Origin of the sequence: Paenibacillus algorifonticola (assembly GCF_050481745.1) — a bacterium.
GTDB classification, from domain to species: domain Bacteria; phylum Bacillota; class Bacilli; order Paenibacillales; family Paenibacillaceae; genus Pristimantibacillus; species Pristimantibacillus algorifonticola_A.
In genome coordinates this window covers 100,064-123,977 of record NZ_JBCNGR010000031.1, presented here as the reverse complement: position 1 = coordinate 123,977, position 23,914 = coordinate 100,064, and the positions used below count along the sequence as shown (strand labels likewise).

The window sequence follows — 23,914 nt, the reverse complement described above, 5'->3', positions numbered from 1 at the left end:
ATCCATTTTGTTTTCAGCATGTTATACAGTATTTAGAGGAGCACGGCATCTTGTTCTTAGTCGTAAACCCTCTCATTTCACATCAAGCCAAGAAATCAAGTCTACGCAAAGTGAAAACGGATGCGGTTGATGCCTTCCGGCTATGTGAACTGTATTACAAAGAGGAATTTGAAGACCATAAAAAACGTGGCGTTCAATTATTGAATCTTAGACATTTAACGCGTCAGTATGACTCTCTTACGCAAATGTATGTACAGGTAAAACTTCAGTTCCAAGCCGTTTTAGATCAGGTATTCCCAGACTACAGAGGTATCTTCGGTGACCTCTATTCCAGAGTTTCTCTGCAACTTCTTGAGCAATTTACGACTCCTTCTGCCTTTCAAGTTGCTGGAGAAGCGAATATCGCCAACACAATTACATGCCTATGCCCAAGTCGATCTGATCGCTGGGCTGACGAAAAAGCAAGCCTTATCCTGGCAGCTGCAGCTAACAATCCTTTTCAGAAAGTAGGCTGCAATAGCCATTTGATAAGCTTAGTGTTATACATCGATTTACTCCTTCAGTACCAAGAGCATCTTTTAGCTCAACCAGATGCTGCTGTACAACAGCATTTTTTTATTACTGAACCTTTTCTTGTTAGCAATTCCGGCTATTTATAGCCTTCTCCGCGAGATATACCTCATCCTTTTTGACATAGATGTCGGTCTAACACTTAATTTTCTCAGTCTAAAACTTTATTTTCATAGACAGAGAGCGGCTTTTCTTCTTTTTTATCCGAGCCAAGCATAAGCTTGAATACGAAGTGGGACGATCCTTAGGGCGGGAGGCGATAGAAGCATGGCAAGATGGGGGAGAAAATGGGGACTGCTTCAGCTGTTGAACCGCAATCGAAAGCTATCCTGGCCTGGCCTGCCGCTGCGGCGGGTGAAGACGTTCAATTGGAGCAGCCGTGGAAACGCAAGCGGAAATGCAGGCAGCCGCAGCGGCACAAGCTGGGGCAGTGGCAAGCTTGCCAGCGCAAGCATGAGCTGGCCTAAAAGCTGGGGCAGAGGGAGCCGTACTAGCCCCGCCGCTAGTCGCCCAAGAAGCTGGGGAGTGAAAAAGCCGCTGCTTGGCAAAGGCAGCAAACATAGCGGATTTGTAGCAAAATCGCAATCTGGGCCCGCTGCAGCCCGCCGAGCGACCTACGATGCTTTTCAGCCTGGACAGTCACAGTCGACTGGAGGAGGAAGCTGGGGCTCGCGGCCAAAGTCACCAAGGCGGAAGCTCAAAATATGGATTGCCATTATTGTGCTGACGCTGCTCATTGGCGGCATTCAGTCTTTTTTATACGTAGATAAGCATTTGCGCGAGCCGCTTACTAAGGTTGCCCAATTGCGAATCAAGCAGGTAGCAACGCAGGCAATTAATAAAGCGACGACGGAGCAGGTGGCCAGCCACTCCGAGTTCGAGAAGCTGGTCGATTGGAAAATGAACAGCAACGGCAAAGTGTCGGGGTTTATGCTCAACTATAACGAGCATACGAAAATTAGGGCGCAGACGATTGAAACGGTGCAATCGACGCTTGAGCATCTTAAGGAAATTCCCGAGCATATCCCGATTGGCAATGCGCTGGGCAGTCCGCTTATCGCGTCTTATGGTCCACGTGTTCCCGTCAAATTTGAGCCAGTCGGCGCGGTTAAAGTAGATCTCAGCACACGCCAGCAAAATGCAGGCATCAATATGATTTTAATCGAGGTGTATATTCATATTGTCGCGGAGGTTGCTATCATTATTCCGTTCGAAACGGAGCCGCAAATGGTGGAGACGGAAATTCCGATTTCCTATTTGCTCGTCGTTGGCGACGTCCCGATGTATTATTACGACAACAAAGGCAATCCAGTTGGCAGCTCTGCCCCTGGTGCCCCTAATATTGCTCTGCCACTGTCAAAGGGAAGCGGAGTTACGCAGCCATCGGATGGCAGCATGCTGGAGGAGCAGATTGAGGCACCAGTGCTGCCTGCGCCGAGTGCAGACAATGAGAGCGAGCATTAGAAGCAGACGCAAGGAGCCTGCAATACGGGAGCTGAAAAATGGAAAGCCACTGATGCAATCGTCGCAACAGTGGCATTAGTGATTCATTCGTATACCAGTAGTAGCTGAATTACATGTAAAGCATGAAGAAATTCAAGTCATGTCCATTTTGCTTCAAGTAGTTGTAAAGCTGTGAACGATGGTGGAACGTATGGGTAGTGACCTCAATCAGCCATTTGACCTGAACCATGCCATGCTCCAAATAATAGGCTTTAGAGGATTTATTCAGCAGTTCCTCCTCGCTTAAGGAAAGGATATACTGTTTGAACGTTTCAAGATTGGTTTGAAAACGTTGAATCAGCTCGTCTGGGCTAGTGATGCCAGCGGCTCCATTTTCAATCGCCACGACTTCATGCTCTGACTTTTCCTGCAAAATGGCAAGATCGCTCGCCGGAATAGCTACCAAATGATGAACGAGCTCCATCAGTGAACGCATATTGTCCTGCGGACGAAAGTCCCACTCGGTTGGCCCGATTTGGGCAATTAAGGAGCAGCTTGTCCGAACGGACAGTTCCAGCTCCTCTAGCAAATGATTTCTAACTGCAAATGTTCCTGACATCTGAATCGTCTCCTTGTTTGATCAGATATTGTTTACTGCTGCTCATAGCGGGCAGCGAGCTGGCATACTCGTTGATAGATGGCTTCCCTCAGCGCAGACGGTTCCATGACTTCAGCATCCATGCCGAGATAGGTGAAAAACTGAATGGCCCAGTCCCATTCGGACATGGGCAAATCCATTTCAAGCTTCCAAAGCTGGCCATCGACCTGCTTGACCAGCTGTCCAAAGTGGGGGTCTTGCTCAGCGAGCAAAGCTCCCCTATACGTTAATTGGGCAGCGATGTGTACGAGCTTCACGGTGTTATTTTCAGACGATGCGGCCTTGTCCAAGTACGCTGAAGCCGCTAGTGGCGGCTCAATGGGCTCCAATTCCACAAAACGGTCGATGCGGAACGTTCGCTGTTCCTCATGCACGACGGAATAAGCTTCACAGTACCAGAAGCCATGCGCTGTGTAGAGCCGAAGGGGCAGCAGCTCAAGCGACCTTTGATGCTGCTCGGAGCGGTAGAAGGCACGAATCCAGATCGACGTTCCTGCATATTTCAGCAGCTTCTCTAAAAGCGGCGTTTTGTAGCTCCGATCGGGAATCGAAATTTCCAAACGATCCAAGATCGGCTCTATATGCTGCAAAATATGCTCTGGCATGGTGGCCCGAATTTTATCAATAGCTGTAAATCGTGCTTGGTTAAAAGGAGTATCGGCCATTTTGGTCATGGCATTCAGCGAAAATAACACAGCGAGCGCTTCCTGCGAATCGAAATGCAGCGGCGGCAGCTTATAGCCCTCCATTAATCGGAAGCCTCCTGCAGGTCCCGATAGCGCATATAGCGGTATTCCCATTTCGGCCAGCGCCTGCATATCGCGAAGAATCGTTCGTTTGGATACCTCAAGCTTGCTGGCCAAAGCCTGTGCCGTCTCGGGCCGCTGCTGCAAAGCCATCATAATGGCAATGAGGCGATCATTTCTTTTCAAACGGAGCCTCCCTCCCTTTTTAACCCAGTATAGCATGCCATTAGTGACAACATGTTTGTCACCATTAAAACAGGCTGCTCACTAAAAATAATGCTGCTGACGATGAAAAAAAACCGCTAGCTGCCAGCCAGCGGCCAGCAATTAGCGGTACGAATTTTCTCGGAATGAAACGCGCCGCGCCGTCAAGAAAGGCGACGGCCGTTTCACCTTGTTTACCTTTTTCGTCGCAGTTCCTCGCGCTCCCATGCCTTCAGCAGCGGATACGGATCGAAGGACCATTCGATGAGTCCGCGGTCGCGGTATATGCCGTAGTGGAGATGGGGCGGGAATTTGCCCTGGGTCCCCGGCTTGCCATAGCCTGAGCTTCCGACCCAGCCAATCACTTGTCCCGGCTTGACTACCGTTCCGGCGGCGAGCGATTTATCGAAACCGGATAGGTGAGCGTAATAATGGTAATAATTGTTGAGATCACGGATGCCAATGCGCCAGCCGCCGAACGGGTTCCAGCCCTTCACCTCGATAATGCCATAGCAGGTGCTTTTGACAGAGAGGCCGTGGCCAGCGAATAGATCGGTGCCTTCGTGGCTGCGTCTGCCGCCCCAGCTGCGGGCGTTGCCCCAAGTGCTTTTATAAGAATAGTTATTCCCGACTGGCAGCGGAAAAGCATGCTCAAACAGATCCAGTCGTCCAAACGCTTCATAAATACGCGTAAACTGCTGAATACGCTGGACGGAGCGGCTGTTATGATAATATTCCCATAGCCCAATGGCCAAATCGTCCTCAGTCGTTCCATGCTGCAAAATTTTGCTTGCTATCGCATACAACAAATCGAAATCATTGGTGCGTTCCGCTAGCCCGTCGCCATTGCCGTCCCGGCCAATGCCATTGAACCAGCGAATGGAAAGCGGCGATACATCGGCTTTATTCGGATTCAGCAGGCCGCTCCATTGATCCTGTTCAATAAAGACGCCAACGGTTTGACCTAGAAGCGGCCGCATTTTGGGGCGTGCGCTGGACAGCGTGCGCTCATATTGATCAATAGCGGCAAGCTGGGGCCAGGGTATGCCCGTCATCAAGCTTAATTTGTCGTACAACGTTTGCCGGGTAGCGAACACTTCGGCAGCTTTGGGCGTGGTCTGCGCGGAATGGACTGGCAAAAGGCCTTCATCCAGATGCTCTGCTGGTCGGGACGCCGCAAGGACTTGCCCGGTGTGCCCGGTTAATAGGCAGGCGGAAAGTGTAAGTGCTGCTGCAAATCGTACGGTCTGTTTCAAGCTGTCCATCCTTTCTGTAGCTGTATCGCTTAATGGTTAGGTTTTGCAAATCATTGGTTTTTATGCGAAGCGAGCACACTCGTTATCCATCGTAAATCTGTATGGCTTTTATCTGAAATTCGAATGAATCTAATGTGCGATAACGTGCTACATAGGGAAGAAACATGCTATAATAGCGAAAGTGATACGGCTAGGGCTTATCTTGAAACGGGATCATTAGAGCGTTTGAAGATACGACCTTGTTAAATGGAGTGAAAGCAGGGATGCCGGATGAAACCAACCAAACAAACAGAAAAACTGCCGAAGCCCGATTGGCTTCGCATTAAATTAACGACTGACGGCAATTACGCCGAAATAAAGGACATGATGCGCACCAAGACGCTGCATACGGTATGCGAGGAAGCGCGCTGTCCAAATATTTATGAATGCTGGGCGAATCGTACAGCAACCTTTATGATATTAGGTGACATTTGTACGAGGGCTTGCCGCTTCTGCGCGGTGAAGACGGGTATGCCGACGGAGCTTGATACACAGGAGCCGGAACGCGTTGCTGAAGCAGCTGAGCAGATGGGGTTGCGTCACTGCGTCGTAACATCCGTTGCACGTGATGATTTGAAGGATGGCGGAGCCTCGATTTTTGCCGGAACGATTCAAGCGATCCGCGAGCGCGTTATGTTTTGCCGCGTCGAAGTGCTTATTCCAGACTTCCTGGGCAATGAAGCTGCGCTTCAAGTGGTCATGGATGCGAAGCCTGATATTTTGAACCATAATATTGAAACGGTTGAGCGTCTTTCTGACCGCGTGCGTGCCCGGGCCAAATATGCCCGTTCGCTGGAGCTTCTCAAACGCGCGAAGGCGATGAATCCGAAAATTCCGACGAAGTCGAGCATTATGCTAGGCCTTGGCGAAACGTTTGAAGAAATTTTGAAAACGATGGATGATTTGCGTGCCGTGGATTGCAATATTTTGACTTTAGGCCAATACTTGCAGCCAACGCCAAACCATCTGCCGCTAGTACGTTACGTGCATCCCGATGAATTTGCCGCTTTGAAGGAAGAAGGATTGAAGCGTGGATTCCGGCATGTTGAGTCCGGCCCGCTCGTTCGCAGCTCCTATCATGCGCATGAGCAGACGGATTCCGCTGTTGCCGCTGAAGAGCGCGAGCTGAGCAGCGTATAAGGCTTGAACTGAAGCTTCGAGAGGTGGGAAGTCGTCTTGATTCAAATCGGTGGTAAAATTTATGAGCTTGTTCATGAGAATAGAAACGGCTGGAATCAAGAGGCCTTTCGTGCCCGCTACAGCGAAGTGCTGGAGCGGTATGATTATATCGTGGGCGACTGGGGCTATAGCCAGCTGCGCCTGAAAGGTTTTTTTAAAGACAACCATATGAAGTCGACTCGTGATACGATGTTTTCGTATGCATCGGATTACATTAATGAATATTGCAACTTCGGCTGCCCTTACTTTGTGCTGGAGAAGACCGGAAGCGTGAAGCAGTCTCCCGAGCTTGAGGAAGTGGATGAGGAGGATGCGCTGACGGCTGATCTCAACGACAAGCTGTTCATGGCGCTGGAGGAAGCTTTTCAATCGGTGGGGCTGGAGGAAGACGGCCAAGTTGTGCAGGCTGCGACTCCGGCAGCCAAGTCTCCTGGCGACGCACGTGCTCTGATTCAGGGTCAAAAGCAAAGCCAGCAAGGCCAGAGTCATACTTCGCGCGGCAGCTCCGGCATTCGCAGCGAGGATTCCGCGCAGCGCAGCGGGGGCAAGCAGCGTGAGCGCCGCAGCTACCGACCGAATGGCGGCAGTGGCGGCAGCGGAGAGCGTACAGATCGCAGCGGCGGCAAGAAGCCGCCAAGAGGACTTGCGGCAAGCAAGGAAATCGCCGCTTCTGCTGAGAGCAATGAAGGGGCGCCGGCTCAGCCGCAGCGCCAGAAATCACCTTACCGCGGCAAAAACCGCGCGCCGAAACCGAATCATTCCGAGTCAACAGCGGAGTAAGCAGGCCCCTGTACAGGTGTAGGTTTAATTAATGGTTTAATTAAAGGTTTAATAAAGCAGGAATGCTGGAGTTCATCCAGGTTCCTGCTTTTTTTTTGCAAATATAAGAATTTATAAGTTGCAGCTTATAAATAGGACTTATATGTCTCAGACTGAAACGCGCTGCGCCGCCAAAGGACGGCGACAGCCGTTTCACCTTGGTTTAACTGCAATTGGTAAAATCGGACAAAATGCTACATGGACGGTCGTAGTCGTTGTCGATATCATTGATAATGAAAATCAATTAAAAATTCCAGGAGGTGCTTCGAACGGGAATGGCTTACGCGAATAAGGCAGCAATAGGCGAACTGGCAAGCTCACAGGCTTTTCAGAGGGCGAGAAGGCGGGTGTTCACCCAACTGATTGAAGCGCTCGTATTTGAAAGGCTCCCCGCGTTCACATGCACAGAGCAGCGGGATGGCCAGCTGGAAATACTTATTTTCGGTCGCGATGATCAAGAGCGGCCGATCCATTATAGCTGCCAAGGCAGAAAAATGCTAAGTTTTGGGAAAATAAAGCTGACGAACAGCATCATAAATCGCCATCAGGATGGGAGGCAGGAAGAGGCACAGGATATTGCCCTCTTTCTGGAGGAAATGGCTCGCTCACTTGCTGAGGCACCTAGCCAGATCAGCGCCTTTGCCGCAGAGCTGGAACAGACGCTGCTGAAGGAAGCCGCTGCCTTGCAGCGGGTAAGCGAGGAGGGGAATAAACGGGGCGGCAACCGCAGCTACGACGAGCTTGAGGGAGATGTACTGGAAGGGCATCCGTACCACCCATGCTTCAAGTCGAGAATCGGATTTTCGATGGCTGATAACGAGGCGTACAGTCCGGAATTTCATCCACAGTTTCGGCTGCTCTGGCTCGCCGTCTGGCAGGAGGATGTGGAAATGACGTCGTCCGAAGGGGGAGATGGACGAGAGCTTATCCTTGCAGACGTTGGCACGGAGCTGCTCACGCAGTGGGAGCAGCAATTGGAGCAGAGGGGCAGAGAGCCAAAGGATTATGTCTATATGCCCGTACATCCATGGCAGTGGCGGGAGGTGCTCTCCGGTTTATTTTTCAAGGAGATCGCTTCAGGGAAAATCGTCGTATTAGGTGGAAGCCGTCACCTCTATTCGCCCCAACAGTCCATTCGCACCTTAGCTAACCGCACAGAGCTCAAGGGGCTGTCGATTAAATTGCCGCTTAGCATTCGCAATACATCATCGATGCGGACAATTAGTCCGCGGCATGCGAGGAATGGTCCGAGATCCTCGGCCCGTCTTGCGGCTATGGTGGCGGGGGATCGGTATTTGAGCGAAACGCTGAGGCTGATTTTATTGCAGGAGCGGCTCGGTGTTTCTTATCGTTATGAACGGCTTCCGCAGTCCGTGCGCGGGCGGGCAGAAGGAACGCTTTGCGCCTTATGGCGGGACAGCGTCCATCTTTATGCCGATCAGGGTGAGCAGGCAGTTCCATTTACGGCGCTATGCCATGTCAGGCAGGGCGGGCAGCCCTTTATCGCATCATGGGTGCAAGCATCAGGAGTAGAGGTATGGCTTCACCAACTACTGGAAGTTGTCTTGCGTCCGCTGCTCCACTTGTTGTTCGCTCATGGGGCCGCAGTTGAAGCGCATGCGCAAAATCTCGTGCTGCTGCACCGCAGCGGCGTACCGTCGCGGCTCGCCGTAAAGGACTTTTCCGGTGGCGTATTATTTTATAACGGAGAAAATGCAAACCCTGCGGCTTTGCCGGAAACGGAGGTTAAGCATGAGGTTCGGGACGTGGTGCATAACGCTTTGTTTTTTGTGAATTTGTCGGAGCTGGCATTGTTTTTGTATAAGCATTATTCATTCGCGGAGCAGCATTTCTGGCAGGCAGTTGCGGGTGCGATCGGCCAGTATGAACGGGATTTTCCGCAGCTGGCAGAGCAGTTTCAGGCCTATGATCTGTTTGAAAATCAAGTTTTCGTCGGGCTGCTTGCTGCCCGCAGACTGCGAGGAGATGGCGGAGAGCGGGATCACTGGATTGCGAATGCCTTGGCTGGTTACCGTGACAGTAATCGCAAAGCTGACTGTGAAGCTAGCCGTGTCCAATCGGACTGCATAGAGGAGGAGAACAAGAAATGAAGGCACTTGAGCTGACGCAGCCCGAGGCGGGGATAGAGGAGATTGTCCATTCGGAGGTTTATCCGCCAGCGCGGCGGCGTGTATTCCGTCAGCTGCTGGAGGCGCTTCTGTATGAGCAGATGATTGCTTACGACAGCCGCATCGCTGCTGATGGAGCGGAAGAAATTACGATTACAGGAACGGATGCCCAGGGGCATCCCGTCTATTATCACTGTGCATTCAGGCGCAAGCTGAGCTTCGGCAAGCTTCGCTTAACCGATCAGCCGCTGTTTAGGCAGGCAGCGGAGCATCAGGATGGAATCGGGCAGGAAGCCGAGGATATTGCGTTATTTTTGCAGGAAATCGTTTCTGCGATGGTGGAGGAGCCGCGGCACCTGGAGCGCTTCACGCAGGAGATCGAGCAGACGCTGGTCAAGGAAGCGGCTGCCCGCAGTCACCGTCTGCTTCATCCGGTTAGCGGCAGCCGGGAGCTGGCGGATTTGGAAGGCGACGTTATTGAGGCGCATCCGTATCATCCTTGCTTCAAATCGCGAATCGGCTTTCAATTGGAGGATAATGCGCAGTATGGCCCCGAATTTCATGGACGGTTCCAGCTGGTATGGCTAGCGGTCCATAAGGAGGATCTGATTTTTGCCGTTTCCCAGGATCGTTCATGGACGGAGCATATTGCCCGTGAGCTTGGCGAGGAGACGGTTGCAAGGTTTGTACAAAAGCTGGAGCGGCAAGGGCTTGCGGCGGCGGAGTTTACGTTCGTCCCGGTTCATCCTTGGCAGTGGCGGGAGAAAATCGCTCCCCTATATTTCCGGTTCATGGCCAGCGGGCGTATGGTTGTGCTCGGTGAAGATGGAGATTATTATTCTCCGCAGCAGTCGATCCGTTCGTTGTCCAATCGTAATAACCGGTTCAAAAATAATGTCAAAACCGCGATCAGCATCGTCAATACATCCGCTGTACGTCTTCTCGGAACGCATCATGTAACGAATGCGCCGATTTTATCGGATTGGCTTGAAAGCATTGTGGCTGGTGACCGCTATTTGCACGATGAGCTTAAGCTCGTGCTGCTCAAGGAGCATGCTGGCGTATCCTTCCGCTACAATTTATTGCCAGGCCCTGTACGGGCCGCGGGCTACGGAACGCTTGGCGCCATATGGCGCGAGAGCGTCTATGTCCACCTGGAGGAGGGCGAGGAGGCTGCACCGTTTACCGTTTTATGCCATATTGGCGCAGACGGCAAGCCATTTATCGACAGCTGGGTGCAGCGCGAAGGACTTCGAAGCTGGCTGGATAAGCTGCTTTCAATCAGCATGCTTCCGCTCATCCATCTGCTGTTCGAGCACGGAATTGCCATGGAATCGCATGGCCAAAACTTAGTGCTCATCCACAGGCAAGGCGTGCCTTCGCGAATTGCGCTTCGGGATTTGCCCGGCGGTGTGCGTTTCCATACACGCGATGGCGAGCGGGAATCGAGACCTGAGCAAATGCTTGACTCCGATCCGCTGCATCCTAACAGCTACAGCACGTCGCCAATGGAAACGAATAATGTTCATAAGATTCGCAATTTTCTGATGGATTCTTTTTTACAAATAATGCTTGCTGACCTTTGTCTCGTGCTGGAGGAGCATTACGGGCTGGAGGAAACAGCGTTTTGGCAAGCCGCTGCGGCACCGATCCAAAGCTATTTGAGCGCATTCGGTCCGCATAAGGCAGAGCGCTATGATCTATTTGCTGAAACGATAGAGGTCGGGCAGTTAACAAGGCGCAGGCTGTTCGGGGAGCATGTAATCCGCAATCATGCTGTCTTCAATCCGCTATATCCTATGAGAGAAACGGGAGTGTGAACTAGATGAATGTGAAAACGGTGCACAAGCAAGAGTCAGGAGTGACCTCCGTAGTAGATTGTGTGGGCGGAACACCGCTTGTACGGCTGAAAAGAATTTTTCCAGACTCAAGCGTCCGGCTGTTCGCCAAGCTGGAGATGATGAATCCGGGCGGCAGCATGAAGGATCGATCTGCACTGTATATGATTGAGCAGGGCTTCGATAGCGGCTTAATCAGGCCGAATACGCATTTAATCGAAAGCACCTCCGGCAATCTCGGCATCGGGCTGGCGATGGTGGCGAAGATCAAGGGGCTAAAGCTGACCTGTGTTGTCGATCCGAAAATATCAAAAACGAATTTGCAAATTATGAAAAGCTTGGGCGCGAGCATTGATATGGTGACCGTCAAGGATGAGCAGGGCGGCTATCTCAAAACGCGGATTCAGCGGGTTAACGAGCTGCTGGGCCAAATTCAGGATTCCTACTGGATCAATCAGTACGCCAATGAGTGGAACTGGAAAGCCTACTATTCTACTGCGGCGAGTGAAATTATCGAGCAAATCGATGAAAAAATAGACTATTTGGTTTGTGCGGTCAGCACGACCGGCAGTATTTTGGGCTTTGCCCGGCGGCTGCGCGAGACGAATCCGCATATGAAAGTAATCGCAGTGGATGCGGCGGGCTCCGTTATATTCGGCGGCCCGCCGGGAACGAGAGAAATTCCTGGCATTGGCGCAAGCCGCGTGCCGGAGCTGCTCAGCAGGGATGAAATTGATGAGGTCATCTATGTGCGCGATTTGGAATCGGTAGCCGGCTGCCAGCAGCTGCTGGGACAAGAGGGGATTTTTGCAGGAGGCTCTACGGGGTCGATTATTGCTGCATTAGGCAAGCTGCTGCCGTCTATTTCTCCGTCCTCGACGATTGTTACCGTATTCCCCGATCGTGGGGACCGTTACATGGATACGATTTATAACGATGATTGGGTCAGTATGCTCGAACAAACAGGAGGAGCACTAGTATGAACAAAATGCTGTATTTGAACCGCGAGGATATTCGCCGGGCGGGAGGCGATTCGTCAGAGCTGTATGTGCAGGCGGTCAGCCATGCACTTGCGCTGCATGCGGAAGGGGATTTCGTTCAGCCGCTGAAGCCGTATCTGCGCGTCAATGAACAAAGCGGCCATATTGCCGACCGAATTATAGCCATGCCCGCGCATTTGGGCGGAGACGAGCCGGTATCCGGCATTAAATGGATCGGAAGCAAGCATGACAATCCATCCCGGCTTGGAGCTGAGCGGGCAAGCGGCGTCATTGTGCTGAACGATCCACAGAGCAATTATCCGATAGCTATACTGGAGGCGAGCTTGATTAGCGGCATGCGCACCGCAGCCGTTACCGTTATTGGCACCCGTTATTTGGCTAAAAAGCAGTTTGCCGCTTTAAGCTGCATCGGCTGCGGCGCAATTGCTGGCATGCAGATGCAGGCGATGCTTGAGCAGTTTCCTGCTATAAAGACGCTGCAGCTTTATGATTTGAACGCTGCAGCGGCGGAGCGTTTCGCTCAGCGCCTTCGCGAGCGCTTCAATCATGTGGATATTACGGTTGCGGGGAGTGCGGAAGAGGCTGTGCGCAGCGGCGAAGTGATTGTCACCTGCACGGTCGCCGACCAGCCGTATATTCCATTCGAATGGCTGCAAAAAGGCGCCTTCGTCAGCAATATTTCGATTATGGATTTGCAAAAGGATGTTTTTCTCCGCGCGGACAAAATCGTCGTTGACGACTGGCAGCAGGCGAACCGGGAGAAAAAAATTATTCATCAGCTCGTCACGGAGGGCAATTATTCGCGTGAGCAGCTGTATGGCGAGCTGGGCGAGCTGGTTGCTGGCCGCAAGCCAGGACGCGAGAACGATGAGGAAATCATCGTGCTCAATCCAATGGGCATGGCTATTGAGGACATTGCCAGCGCCGCGGAAATTTATCGGAAGGCGAGAGAGGCAGGCATTGGCAGCGAGCTGGAATTGTTCGGAGCTGAGCAAGCTGCGCCATCTGCAGGGTGATGCTATGAGTGAGCGGAAAACAATCGCTGCTCCGCCGGCAATAGCGGAGCAAGCGCATGTGGAGCGGCTGCTCAATGCGTATATGCGGGAAGCGGGACATTTTCGCCCGCTTCTTCATCCAGAGCAGCAGCTGCCGACGGAGCTTCAGGCAGCTGTCGCTCGTGAAGGAGGCCTTGGGGCATTTATGCTGGAGCTGCCTCATTCCTGCGTGGCTATTGTCGGTTCTATTCGCTGGCTATCGGCGATGGGCCATCACAAATATGGCGATTCGCTGTGGCTGGTGGAGGGGACAGGAAGGGCAGCACGTCATGCCCCGTTCAGCAGGCTGGATGATGCAGCTGGGTTAGCAGCGATGATTGTGGCCGAGCTCGCACTTGCGAGCGGAAGCCGAGATGCAAGCCAAGAAGAAGCGTTCCTGGCGCAAATTGCTAGCTCATTGAGCAATATGAGCCACTTCTTAGAGGAGTCAGGCAGTGGCAGAATCCAGCTTGCGAGGACGCATGGCAGCGGGCGAATAAGGCTGGCAGAGCAGTCGATGCTGCAGGGCCATCCGTTCCATCCTGCCCCCAAAAGCTCGCAGGGATTTACGGTGGACGATAAAGTCCGCTACGCTCCGGAGCTTGGCGCTGCGTTTACGCTGCATTATTTTGCCGCAGAGCCGGAGCTCGTGCAGCAGCAGTGGATTGGAGATCAAGCAAGGGGCGAGAAGGGCAAACCTGTTACCCCTGAGAAGGTGCGCCTTGCTGCACTGAAGCTGCTGCCTGCTGCTCGCCAGCACTACGTTCTTATGCCGGTCCATCCTTGGCAGGCGGAGTATTTGCTCCGCTTGCCTGTGGTTGAGCGGCTCATGGAGCAAGGCGGACTTGTGCATTTGGGCCCGCTAGGAAATGAAGTGGTGCCGACCTCATCTGTACGCACCGTTTGGGATGTGCAGAGCCCCTATATGATCAAGCTGCCGCTGCAAGTGCGAATTACTCATTTTGTGAGAAATAATCCGACAGAGCAGCTGGTTCGAACCATTGAGGCCAGCCGAATTCTCGCACAGCTGGAGCAAAGCAGCCCGTTTGGAGAAACATTCCATATTATCCTTGAAGAAGGCTATCAGACGATTAATTTACTGGAGGATGTGCCATCTGAATCTCTAGAGGCTGCTATAAGCGCTGCAGAAGCGGCGGAACTTGCCGCGAGCTTTGGCGTCGTATTCCGCCGCAATCCGGCCTATATGGAGTTGGGCCATGAACCTGAAGAAGCGGCTAGCCCGCTAGTAGTCGCCGCGCTGCTTGAGGAGGGAGCGGAACCGAGGTCTGCGCCGATACGCGCCTTCATCCAGCTTGCCGCAGATGCCCGGCAGGCGGCCCCTGATCTTTCCTTTGCCCAGCAATGGCTGGAGCAGTATGTTGAAATATCACTGGTACCGCTGATTTGGCTATTTGCAGAGCATGGAGTCAGCATGGAAGCCCATGTGCAAAACTCGCTAGTTGCATTAGAGCGGGGCTGGCCGGCACGTTTTTACGTCCGTGATTTGGAAGGGACCAGCCTTAGCGAAGAGCGGCATGGGCAGCCAGCTTCCGGTAGAAAGACCAGTAACGGAGCACGCGGGAACAGCTCTACTGGGCAGACTGCCTTTACACTGCCTCAGGGCCATCCGGCACTTTATGCAGACAAGCAGGCATGGGATCGATTTAAATATTATGTGCTCGTCAACCATTTCGGCCATCTCATTCATGCCATCGCTTATTCACTGGATGTAGAGGAATTGGCGCTGTGGCAAACCGTTCATTATACGCTTCGCCGTTCTTCATGGCTGAGCCGGGCTGAACCGTATATGACCGATTTATTTCATACCCCCGAGCTGCCAGCCAAAGCGAATTTGTCCAGCTGGTTCAGCCAGCGCGGCGAAAATCCGTCCTATGTTACGCTGCCAAATCCGCTTTATGCGGTGGCAGATCGCAGGGACGAGCCGATTGCTGCCTCCGTGCTGAAGCGGGTAATGTCGGATAAGCAGGAGCAGTCCGATCAGCCCTATTGCGCTTATTTGTACCATTTGGCTGAGCTTCGCACGCATATTAGCCGCCTGACTGCCAGCCTGCCGGACTTCTGCCAGCTGTTTTATGCGCTGAAGGCAAACTCCGAGGCACCTATTATAGGAGCGCTTGCTCCTTATGTTCATGGGTTTGAGACGGCTTCCGCAGGCGAAATCCGCAAAGCGCGCGAGGTGGATGCGGCCATTCCGATTATTTATGGGGGTCCCGTCAAAACCGATGAAGCGCTAATGGAGGCTATGGAGCGAAAGGTTCGCCATATTCATGTGGAAAGCAGGCATGAGCTGCTGCGATTGAATGAGCTTGCCGCGAGGCGCGGGAAAATCATGCCGGTGCTGCTGCGCGTAAATGTAAGCATCCCTTTGCCGGATGCAAAGCTCGTAATGGCTGGCCGGAAATCGCAGTTTGGCAATGATGAGCAGCAAATTCCCGAGCTGCTGGGGCTGTCTCGCACGTTAAGCCATATCAAAATCGATGGTTTTCATTTCCATTCCCTATCGAATAATTTGAGCGTCGATCGGCATTTGGAGCTGCTCGCCTTTTATTGCCGCCGCGCTGCTGAGTGGACCGAGCAGTTCCATCTGAACATCGCTTACATCAATGTAGGCGGTGGAATTGGCGTCAATTATGCAGATTTGCTGCGCCAATTCGAGTGGGAACGGTTCACGGACGGGCTGCGGGAGCAGATTGCTCCGCTATGCGCGGCTGGCGTCAAGCTCGTATTTGAATGCGGGCGTTATATTGTCGCTTCTTGCGGCTATTACGCGGCAGAGGTGGCCGAGGTGAAAAATAATCATGGCAGCCGCTTCGCCCTGCTGCGCGGCGGTACGCACCATTTCAGGCTGCCGGCATCCTGGCAGCACAGCCATCCGTTCCGCATTATAGCGGTGGATAGCTGGCCCTATTCCTTTGAACGTCCCCAGCTGTCTGATTGCCGGGTAACAATAGCTGGCGAGCTATGCACGCCTAAAGATGTGCTGGCGCGTGACAGCTATATCGAGCGGGTGCGCGTTGGTGACATTGTGTTATTTCCTTATGCAGGTGCTTACGGCTGGGCGATATCGCATCATCAGTTTTTAAGCCACTCGCAGCCGCAGCACATTTACCTTGAATAAAGAAACGGAGCTGAGAGCGATGATCCAGACGAAAAAGCAGCTGCATCTGAATTTATTTCTGATGAGCACCGGCCATCATGAGGCTTCATGGCGGCATCCCGACAGCAGCCCGGAGAGGGCAGTCGATGTGCATTATTATGTAAAGCTGGCGCAGACCGCGGAGCGGGGCAAGCTGGATTCGATTTTTCTCGCTGATTCCTATGGCCTGCCGCCTACGATTCAATACAAGGTGCTTCAAGGGCTTGAGCCATTTACGCTGCTGTCTGCGCTTGCGATGGCAACGAAGCATATCGGGCTCATTGGCACTGCCTCGACCACTTATAATGAGCCGTTTCACATTGCCCGCAAATTCGCCTCCCTGGATCTCATCAGTGGTGGACGGGCCGGCTGGAATATTGTAACCTCTACCGGCAATACAACGGCTTTCAATTTCCGCGACGAGCAGCTTCCTGAGCATTCGATGCGCTATCGCCGGGCCGAGGAGTTTTTGCAGGTCGTCAAATCGCTATGGGACAGCTGGGAGGATGATGCGCTCATCATTGACAAGCAGTCCGGCGTATATGCGAATCCCGAGCGAATTAAGCGGATCGATCATAAGGGTGAGCATTATGCGGTTCGCGGTCCGCTGAACTTGCCGCGCATGCCGCAGGGGTATCCGCTGCTTGTGCAGGCAGGCGCTTCGGATACGGGCAAGGAATTTGCCGCGATGGCGGCGGAGGCCGTATTTACAGCACAAAATACGCTGCAGGGCGGGCGCGACTTTTACAGCGATTTGAAATCGAGAATGGCTAAATACGGCCGCAGTACGGATAGCCTTTGCATTTTGCCGGGCTTCTGCGCCATCATTGGCGATACGGAAGCAGAGGCGAAGGAAAAGGAGCAGGAGCTGCATGAGCTGGTGCAAATCGATTATGGACTATATAGGCTGTCTAATTTATTTGGCATAGACCTGTCTGCCTATCCTTTGGATGGTCCGCTGCCCTATGCCGACTTGCCGCAAACGGAGCAAATCAATTCGCAGAAGGGCCGGCATCAAATGTTTATTGAAATGGCGCAGCAGGAAAAGCTCAGCATTCGCCAGCTCATGATGCGCACCGCTTCTTCACGAGGCCATTTCTCCATGGCAGGCACGCCGATACAAATAGCTGATGCGATGGAGCGCTGGGCAGTCGCAGGAGCAGCCGATGGCTTTAATTTAATGCCGCCTTCACTGCCGTCAGGGCTGGATGACTTTGTAGACAAGGTCATTCCTGAGCTGCAAAATCGCGGCTTGTTCCGCACCGATTATACCGGCAGCACACTGCGGGAGCATTACGGGCGCAGCGTAGAGGCACGGCCTGGCGTCCACGCGTGAAGGGGAAAGGGGCGCCAGCCGGAGCAGGTGGCGCAGACCAGGCAGCGGTTAACTGGCGGCTGAATCTCACCATTTTATGGCTCGGCAATTTTCTTGTTACGGGCAGCGCGACGATGGTCATCCCTTTTCTCCCGCTGTTCCTTGAGGATTTGGGCGTGAGCTCGGTCAGTGAGGCGGGATTTTGGGCCGGAGCGATATTCGCCGCCCATTATGTGACCTTATTCATTTGCCAACCCATCTGGGGAAGAATAGCCGACCGCTATGGGAGAAAAATGATGCTGCTGCGAGCAGGCTTCGGCATGGCCATCGTCATTGCGATGATGGGCTTTGCCGAGGCGCCATGGCAGCTGCTGCTGCTTCGTTTGCTCAATGGCGCTTTTGCCGGATTTTCACCTTCGGCAACTGCCATTGTATCGACGAATACGCCGAGCAGCCGAATGGGCTTTGCCATGGGCACGCTGCATTCCGGCAATATTTCCGGTACGGTCATGGGACCGCTTATTGGCGGCTTGCTGGCAGAGTGGCTTGGGCTGCGCAGCGTTTTTTTCATAACGGGCACGGTGATGTTTATAGCGGCACTGTTGACTGCTATCGTCGTGAAGGATCATTTTGTGAAGGCCGATCAGCGCTCCGAGCAAAATGTTTCCACGATCCGCGGCTTTCTCGTGTTATGTCGGGTCCGGCAAATTCCGGCGCTGCTGGCGGTCAGCGTCATGATTCAGTTTGCGCTGACCGGATCTCTGCCGTTTATTCCGCTGTTCGTCAAGGAGCTGCATGGCGAGGCGGGCATGCTGGCTTTATATGTAGGGCTGGTCAGCTCGGTTACGGGCGTGTCCAATATGATTTTTGCGCCGCTGCTCGGCAGGCGCTCTGACCGAACAGGCCCGCACCGCATTTTGAGCTACTCGATGCTCGGCGCATGCGTAGTCGTACTGCTGCATTATTTTGTCGCTTATTATTGGCAGCTGCTTCTGCTGCGGTTTCTGCTGGGCATGTTCATTGGCGGGCTCATTCCTACGGTGCGAACGCTCATTAAGCAGTATGTGCCGAAGGGGATGGAGACGCGGGCATACAGCTTTGATACGAGCGCAGTCAGTCTGGGGGCCGTTCTTGGGCCCATCGTGTCTGGGGCAGCTTATGGCTACGTGGGCATAAGGGGCGTTTTTCTCATGTCTGCCTTTCTCATGCTGCTTAATGCCGGATGGAGCTACAAAATGCTTGGAGGCAGCAGCAAATCCAGAAGCGATGCTGGAGTAAATCCCGAAACTCCTTCTGACACGATCGCCACTCCTGAAAATAACGCTTCTACGCCCCGGTCTGCGGGCGAAGCATTCAAAAAGCCTATGTAGCCGCGTTAGCGCGGCCGCATAGGCTTTTTTTTGAAATAGAGAGAAAGGATATCTCAGCGCTATCCCTTCTTTCTATTTCTCGGAATGAAACGCGCCGCTCCGTCAAAGGACGGCGACAGCCGTTTCACCTTGTTGCAAAACTAGGCATGATGCTGTCCGTCCGTATAGAGGAGCAGCGAATCCATAATCGTTTTGCGACCGATCGGCGTCCAGCACATGGCATACCAATTTGGAATGAAGCGTACACGGCCGCTCTGGACAGCCTCATGCTTTTTCCAGAAGGGGCTGCTTTGCATTCGCTGCAAAATTTGGTCGCTGCTCGGTCCATGGTGAAGCTTCTGTACGAACAAATAATCCGATTGAATGGACAGGCCGCTAAGCTGCTCCGGCTGCATTTCGACTTTGTGGTCAATGGCCGGAGAAGAGCTGCCCGCCGTTAGTCCGAGCTCGGTGAACAGCAGCTCGTTGAGCGGATGGTCCGGCGCTCCCTGAATGCGCACGGCGTTGTGCGTAACCCGCATTAACGTCAGGCTCCCGCTGCCGACGGAGCGGCCGAGCATCTTTCGGGCGTCGTCGGTCTGCTGCGCCAGCTCGCTGAGCATCGTCTGCTCGGTTCGCTCGCAGCCGATCATCTCCGCAATTTTGTGCAAGGCGATACGCCAGTCGGCATGATGCTCCAGACAAGCGGTGGAGGCAATTTGTTTAAGCGGCTCCTCGTAGTTATGATGATAGCGATCGATGAGAATCAAGTCCGGTTTAAGCAGCATCAGCGTCTGTAAATGACCGCTCACTTTGCGCAGATGCTCGGCTTCTCCCATGCCGGGATAACGGAAGCAGTTCATGCTGGCTATCGGAACAATGCCGAGTGAGCGCAAGCTGTCGTCAAAGCTGGAGCAGGCGACGACCGCGATTTTTAATTGATGGCGCTTCATATACAGATTGGGAGAGATGCCAACCGCTGCTTTAAACACCCGGCTGAAATAAAATTCGCTCCCAAAGCCAATTCGCTCGGAGACACTCCTGACAGTCGCCCCACTCAGCGAGAGCTGGGCCTTTGCCTCCTTGACTCGAAGCTCTGCTAAGTATTCAAAGGGAGTGATGCCCATTACCTTCTTAAACTTGCGCGAGTAGGAGGTAGGCGTCAGCATGGCGATACTGGCAAGCTGCTCCAGATTGATTTTTTCATGCAGATGTTTATGAAGGTAGCTGATGCTTTCCTGCATGCCCTTCTCAGATGTTGGAATGCGATTAAGCTCCAGCAGCTCCAGCAGGACTGTGCTGTAAAGCTCCTGAAATTGCAGCTGGATCATCAGCTCGCGCTCAGGCTTGCTTTCGAACTTATCGGCTTGTGAGGCTGTCTCATATAGGCGTGCAATGCGCTCGTAGATTTGCTGCTGGCTGTGCAGCTTCATGCCGCTGCCAAACAGCTCGGCCGGCAGCTCGGGAAGCTGTACCTTCCGGCTTTCGCGCTGTTTGGCGATACCAACGGCATCTAGAATCAGCACATAATATTCAAAGTCTCCGCAACCTGCTTGGAAGCGTATGGACATGCCGGGAAGCAGTAGAAGCGGCTCAAGCGCTTCGAGCTTTCGCTCATAGCCGTTCATAAAGAGGATGCCAGAGCCTCGGGTAAGAAAGACGAGCATCGGGGCGGGCGCCGTTCGCTGGATAGAAGTGTGAGCTGGTTTGCTGTATTTATGAATGGAAGATAAAAAAACCATTGTACGTTTCATTTTGGCGTCTCCAGTCTTTTAGTCTGGTAAGAGGCATCGGTTGTTAAAAAAAGAATAATACGATCCTGTTTATTGTAAATGAAAATCATTATCATAGTCAATTGTGAAAATAGGTTATTGTCAACTATGGGCTAGATGATAAAATCTTATATGGAATCGGACAAAAAGATCAATGTACAAAAAGCGCCAAACGTTTTATGATTCTCGTTGAGAATAGTTCTCATAAAAATGGTCGTTAAAGGCCAAAGATACATACAGGGAGGGTTTTTTCAATGTTATTCAAGTTGCAAATCAATTGGCAGGCGCGCGTGGTACTGGTGCTGCTGCTGATGCTCGTCGTATCAGGCTGCGGAGCTGCGGCAAATGGAACTGGCGGTGCATCGCCTGGGCAAAGCAGTGTTAGTCCGGCTGCGGGAGAAAGCGCACAGCCAACCGCTGAAGCAAATGCTGCTGGGTCGACAGAAAATCGTACCTTCAAGCACGCGATGGGAGAAACAGTCGTTCCGCCTAATCCGCAGAAAGTGGTTGTATTGGATAATGGCGCACTTGATAATATACTTGCACTTGGCGTGAAGCCGGTTGGCGCGCCATCGATCATTTCGGTGGATGATGGTTTCGCCACTTATTTGACTGGAACAGATGGCATTACGAATATCGGAACGGTGGAGCAGCCGAGCTTGGAGACGATTGCCTCGTTGAAGCCAGATGTCATTATCGGCATCAAGGATACCCAGGAGGCTATCTATGAACAGCTTTCACAAATTGCGCCAACTGTATTTACTGAGGTAGGCGGCGCGCAATGGGAGGCAAATCTGGCTGTGCACGCAGCTATTGTTGGTAAAGAGGCAGAGGGCAAGAAGCTGATTGAGCAATTTGATGCGAAAATTGCAGACCTGCATGCGAAGCTGGGCGATAGCTTGAATACGACGGAGGTTTCGCTGCTTCGCCCAAGGAAGGACCGCGTTTCCGTTTACTTGAAGCCTTCGTTCACTGGCGGTGTAGTAGAGCGAGCAGACATTAAGCGTCCAGCTGTACAAAGCGGAGATGACGATTTTAACTTTAATGCGACAGAGGAGCAAATTGCCGATCTGGACGGCGATGTCATTATTTTGTTCGGACGCGAGAGCGAGCAGGAATATTTTGAGCAAAAAATTAAAAGCAATCCACTATGGAATACGCTAAAAGGCGTGCAAAATGATCGCGTCTACGTAGCGAGCTGGGAAGTTTGGCTTAGCGGTCATGGCATACAGGCCGTCAATATCATGATTGACGATTTGGCTAAGTTCCTGGTCAAAGCGTAATCAGCGCTTGCGTTCAAGGGAGTGGAAGCGTGGTGAGTAGGCACAGTTTCTCTGCTGCGGCAGAGCTGGCGCTCTTCCGCCACGCTTTTAGGGAGGAACGGATTTGAATATTCGGCTTATGGGCATTGTGCTCGGTATTGTATTTGTCATCCTTGGCCTTGCAGCCAGCATCGCTGTAGGAAAATCAATGCTTCCGCTTCATACGGTCATCGATGCGTTTATCTCATTTGACGGCTCAAGGGAGCACCTGATCGTTCGCTCAGTCCGGGTGCCGCGCGCGCTAATGGCGATGATGGTCGGAGCATCGCTCGGGATGGCGGGAAGCATTATGCAGGCGATTAGCCGCAATCCGCTGGCGGGCCCCGAGATGCTCGGAAGCAACTATGGGGCGGCGCTGCTGCTTGTCATTTCCATGTTTGTATTTGGCTTTACGTCTTCGCTTGTCCATATGTGGGCGGCACTGCTAGGGGCTGGGCTTGCCTGTCTCGTCGTATTTATGCTTGGCTCGCTGGGCCGGGGAGGCCTTACGTCCATTAAGCTGATTTTGGCGGGCGCCACAATCAATATGCTGCTTGCCTCTATGGTGCAGGGCATTCTTATTTTCAGCGAGGAGTCGCTGGATGAAATGCGCTTCTGGATGGCAGGTTCATTAACCGGCGGCAGTATGGAAATGTTCGTGCGCGTGCTGCCATACATGCTGGTCGGGATCACGGGCGCTCTGGCGCTCAGCCGGCAAATTAATTTGCTTAGTCTCGGCGATGAGGTTGCTCAGGGGCTGGGGCTGAAAATCGGTCTAATGAAGACGGCAGCGCTGTTCATCGTCATGTTCCTTATGGGAGGCTCTGTGGCTATTGCCGGGCCAATCGGCTTCATTGGTCTTGCGGTTCCGCATATCGTCAGATTTATGGTCGGACTGGATTATCGCTGGATTATTCCTTATTCTGCGCTGTTTGGAGCGGGCTTGCTGCTGCTGGCGGATATCGCCGCTCGCTTTATTTTTCCCTATCAGGAGCTTCCGGCAGGTGTAGTGACGGCGATGGCAGGCGCTCCCTTCCTCATTTATTTGGCTCAAAGGAGGGAGAAGCGATAATGTCCCGTTTCACTTTATCCGCATCCGCCCGTTTGTGGCCCATCATAGTTGTCTTGATTGCCGCCAATTTAATGGTTCTCTCCATGAGCATTATGATTGGAGAATACCCTGTACCGCTGTCACAAGCATGGAAAACGGTCATAGGCATCGGCGAGCCTGAATATGAGTTTGTCGTCAATCAGCTGCGCTTTCCAAGGTCGCTGGTAGCTTTTCTAGTCGGCTGCGGGCTGGCGCTGTCAGGTGCCATTTTACAAGGGATTACCCGCAATCCGCTGGCTGCCCCAGGTGTTATTGGCATTAACGGAGGTGCTGCCTTAATGGCGGTTACCGCCATTATTGCCCTGCCATCGGTGCCGATTGCGCTGCTGCCTTTTATTGCGTTTAGCGGGGCGCTTGGAGCGGCTGCGCTTACGTATTTTCTTGCTTGGCGACGCGGAGCTGCACCTATGCGGCTGCTGCTTGTCGGCGTAGGGGTGGGTGCGGCCTCACACGCATATATAACCTTTTGGATGACGACGCGTCACGTACAGAACATTAAGCAGGCGATGATCTGGCTGATGGGAAGTACATATGGAAGAACATGGGATCATTTTTGGCCGCTGCTTCCGTGGCTGCTCATTTTGTTTCCGGCAGCGCTTCTTATGTCGCGGACCTTGGATATTTTGAAGCTTGGCGATGAGCTATCCATCGGGCTTGGCAGCTCGGTCGAGCGTTCACGGGGCCTTTTATTGCTCATCAGCGTAAGCTTGGCTGGCGCATCTGTCGCGATGGCCGGAACCATTGGGTTTATTGGCTTGATGGGCCCACATATTGCGAGGCAATTGGTGGGCCAGACGAGCCGCAGGCTTCTAAGCGTATCGGCATTAGTTGGCGGCTTGATCGTGATGTCTGCCGACCTGCTGGGACGCGCGCTGCTGCCGCCTATTGAAATCCCTACAGGCATTATAACGACAGCTATTGGAGCTCCTTATTTAATCTATTTGCTGTACCGCAATCGCAATCGTCCATAACTGGACACAAGGAGGAGAAAAC

Annotated in this window: 18 protein-coding genes and 1 pseudogene; 15 read left to right on the top strand and 4 right to left on the bottom strand. The window is 52.8% G+C overall.

The window, feature by feature from the left end:
- Both ABEW34_RS23060 and yunB read left to right on the top strand, forming a co-directional pair.
- Positions 1-578 (top strand): annotated as a pseudogene (locus tag ABEW34_RS23060) (IS110 family transposase); the annotation flags it as partial.
- A gap of 259 nt (positions 579-837) precedes the next feature.
- Positions 838-2,034, top strand: a complete 1,197-nt coding sequence (gene yunB / locus ABEW34_RS23055) for a sporulation protein YunB (RefSeq protein ID WP_430161764.1) — start codon at positions 838-840, stop codon at positions 2,032-2,034.
- 109 nt (positions 2,035-2,143) lie between these two features.
- On the opposite strand, the gene ABEW34_RS23050 is transcribed toward yunB, so the two are convergent.
- The 3 genes from ABEW34_RS23050 to ABEW34_RS23040 all read right to left on the bottom strand — a co-directional run bounded on the left by ABEW34_RS23050 (position 2,144) and on the right by ABEW34_RS23040 (position 4,886).
- Positions 2,144-2,632, bottom strand: coding sequence for a DinB family protein (locus ABEW34_RS23050; protein WP_430161762.1), 489 nt, complete (start codon positions 2,630-2,632; stop codon positions 2,144-2,146).
- 32 nt (positions 2,633-2,664) lie between these two features.
- Positions 2,665-3,603, bottom strand: a complete 939-nt coding sequence (locus tag ABEW34_RS23045; RefSeq protein ID WP_430161760.1) for a helix-turn-helix transcriptional regulator — start codon at positions 3,601-3,603, stop codon at positions 2,665-2,667.
- Between the two features lie 212 nt (positions 3,604-3,815).
- Positions 3,816-4,886: a M23 family metallopeptidase gene (locus ABEW34_RS23040; RefSeq protein ID WP_430161758.1), complete on the bottom strand. Its 1,071-nt coding sequence runs from the start codon at positions 4,884-4,886 to the stop codon at positions 3,816-3,818.
- 261 nt (positions 4,887-5,147) lie between these two features.
- Between ABEW34_RS23040 and lipA the strand changes: the two genes are divergently transcribed.
- From lipA to ABEW34_RS22990, 10 genes are all read left to right on the top strand, one after another.
- Positions 5,148-6,056, top strand: a complete 909-nt coding sequence (gene lipA, locus ABEW34_RS23035) for a lipoyl synthase (protein ID WP_099519069.1) — start codon at positions 5,148-5,150, stop codon at positions 6,054-6,056.
- A gap of 36 nt (positions 6,057-6,092) precedes the next feature.
- Positions 6,093-6,875: a YutD family protein gene (locus tag ABEW34_RS23030; RefSeq protein WP_430161756.1), complete on the top strand. Its 783-nt coding sequence runs from the start codon at positions 6,093-6,095 to the stop codon at positions 6,873-6,875.
- Between the two features lie 142 nt (positions 6,876-7,017).
- Positions 7,018-7,206: a hypothetical protein gene (locus tag ABEW34_RS23025; protein ID WP_430161754.1), complete on the top strand. Its 189-nt coding sequence runs from the start codon at positions 7,018-7,020 to the stop codon at positions 7,204-7,206.
- Positions 7,190-9,025, top strand: coding sequence for an IucA/IucC family protein (locus tag ABEW34_RS23020; RefSeq protein WP_430161752.1), 1,836 nt, complete (start codon positions 7,190-7,192; stop codon positions 9,023-9,025). The genes ABEW34_RS23025 and ABEW34_RS23020 overlap by 17 nt, the downstream gene beginning before the upstream one ends.
- Positions 9,022-10,863 carry an IucA/IucC family protein gene (locus ABEW34_RS23015; protein ID WP_430161750.1) on the top strand — a complete coding sequence of 614 codons (1,842 nt, stop codon included), beginning with the start codon at positions 9,022-9,024 and terminating at the stop codon, positions 10,861-10,863. The genes ABEW34_RS23020 and ABEW34_RS23015 overlap by 4 nt, the downstream gene beginning before the upstream one ends.
- A 5-nt stretch (positions 10,864-10,868) precedes the next feature.
- Complete coding sequence (gene sbnA, locus ABEW34_RS23010; protein ID WP_430161748.1) at positions 10,869-11,864, top strand: 2,3-diaminopropionate biosynthesis protein SbnA; 996 nt, start codon at positions 10,869-10,871, stop codon at positions 11,862-11,864.
- Positions 11,861-12,898 (top strand): 2,3-diaminopropionate biosynthesis protein SbnB, encoded by a 1,038-nt coding sequence (gene sbnB, locus ABEW34_RS23005; protein WP_430161746.1) that lies wholly within the window; start codon positions 11,861-11,863, stop codon positions 12,896-12,898. Before sbnA ends, sbnB begins: the two co-directional genes overlap by 4 nt.
- Complete coding sequence (locus tag ABEW34_RS23000; RefSeq protein WP_430161744.1) at positions 12,843-16,055, top strand: IucA/IucC family protein; 3,213 nt, start codon at positions 12,843-12,845, stop codon at positions 16,053-16,055. The genes sbnB and ABEW34_RS23000 overlap by 56 nt, the downstream gene beginning before the upstream one ends.
- Positions 16,056-16,074: 19 nt before the next feature.
- Entirely contained in the window at positions 16,075-17,409 is a 1,335-nt protein-coding gene (locus tag ABEW34_RS22995) for an LLM class flavin-dependent oxidoreductase (RefSeq protein WP_430161742.1), read from the top strand.
- Positions 17,406-18,758, top strand: coding sequence for an MFS transporter (locus tag ABEW34_RS22990; protein WP_430161740.1), 1,353 nt, complete (start codon positions 17,406-17,408; stop codon positions 18,756-18,758). The genes ABEW34_RS22995 and ABEW34_RS22990 overlap by 4 nt, the downstream gene beginning before the upstream one ends.
- A gap of 140 nt (positions 18,759-18,898) precedes the next feature.
- On the opposite strand, the gene ABEW34_RS22985 is transcribed toward ABEW34_RS22990, so the two are convergent.
- On the bottom strand, positions 18,899-20,491 hold the full coding sequence (locus ABEW34_RS22985; RefSeq protein WP_430161738.1) for a helix-turn-helix domain-containing protein: 1,593 nt from the start codon (positions 20,489-20,491) through the stop codon (positions 18,899-18,901).
- Between the two features lie 272 nt (positions 20,492-20,763).
- Here ABEW34_RS22985 and ABEW34_RS22980 point away from each other — a divergent pair, with 272 nt between their 5' ends.
- From ABEW34_RS22980 to ABEW34_RS22970, 3 genes are all read left to right on the top strand, one after another.
- Positions 20,764-21,792: an ABC transporter substrate-binding protein gene (locus ABEW34_RS22980; RefSeq protein ID WP_430161736.1), complete on the top strand. Its 1,029-nt coding sequence runs from the start codon at positions 20,764-20,766 to the stop codon at positions 21,790-21,792.
- 103 nt (positions 21,793-21,895) lie between these two features.
- On the top strand, positions 21,896-22,882 hold the full coding sequence (locus ABEW34_RS22975) for a FecCD family ABC transporter permease (RefSeq protein ID WP_430161734.1): 987 nt from the start codon (positions 21,896-21,898) through the stop codon (positions 22,880-22,882).
- A complete protein-coding gene (locus ABEW34_RS22970; protein ID WP_430161732.1) occupies positions 22,882-23,892 on the top strand; it encodes a FecCD family ABC transporter permease in 1,011 nt (336 codons plus the stop codon). Before ABEW34_RS22975 ends, ABEW34_RS22970 begins: the two co-directional genes overlap by 1 nt.
- Positions 23,893-23,914: the final 22 nt, after the last annotated feature.

Bases quoted from the DNA above. Each gene is read 5' to 3' on its own strand.
- ABEW34_RS23050 (WP_430161762.1), bottom strand. From the start codon at position 2,632: ATGTCAGGAACATTTGCAGTTAGAAATCATTTGCTAGAGGAGCTGGAA.
- ABEW34_RS23015 (WP_430161750.1), top strand. From the start codon at position 9,022: ATGAAGGCACTTGAGCTGACGCAGCCCGAGGCGGGGATAGAGGAGATT.
- ABEW34_RS22970 (WP_430161732.1), top strand. From the start codon at position 22,882: ATGTCCCGTTTCACTTTATCCGCATCCGCCCGTTTGTGGCCCATCATA.
- sbnA (WP_430161748.1), top strand. From the start codon at position 10,869: ATGAATGTGAAAACGGTGCACAAGCAAGAGTCAGGAGTGACCTCCGTA.
- ABEW34_RS23025 (WP_430161754.1), top strand. From the start codon at position 7,018: ATGTCTCAGACTGAAACGCGCTGCGCCGCCAAAGGACGGCGACAGCCG.
- yunB (WP_430161764.1), top strand. From the start codon at position 838: ATGGCAAGATGGGGGAGAAAATGGGGACTGCTTCAGCTGTTGAACCGC.
- lipA (WP_099519069.1), top strand. From the start codon at position 5,148: ATGAAACCAACCAAACAAACAGAAAAACTGCCGAAGCCCGATTGGCTT.
- sbnB (WP_430161746.1), top strand. From the start codon at position 11,861: ATGAACAAAATGCTGTATTTGAACCGCGAGGATATTCGCCGGGCGGGA.
- ABEW34_RS23020 (WP_430161752.1), top strand. From the start codon at position 7,190: ATGGCTTACGCGAATAAGGCAGCAATAGGCGAACTGGCAAGCTCACAG.
- ABEW34_RS22995 (WP_430161742.1), top strand. From the start codon at position 16,075: ATGATCCAGACGAAAAAGCAGCTGCATCTGAATTTATTTCTGATGAGC.
- ABEW34_RS23040 (WP_430161758.1), bottom strand. From the start codon at position 4,886: ATGGACAGCTTGAAACAGACCGTACGATTTGCAGCAGCACTTACACTT.
- ABEW34_RS22985 (WP_430161738.1), bottom strand. From the start codon at position 20,491: ATGAAACGTACAATGGTTTTTTTATCTTCCATTCATAAATACAGCAAA.
- ABEW34_RS22980 (WP_430161736.1), top strand. From the start codon at position 20,764: ATGTTATTCAAGTTGCAAATCAATTGGCAGGCGCGCGTGGTACTGGTG.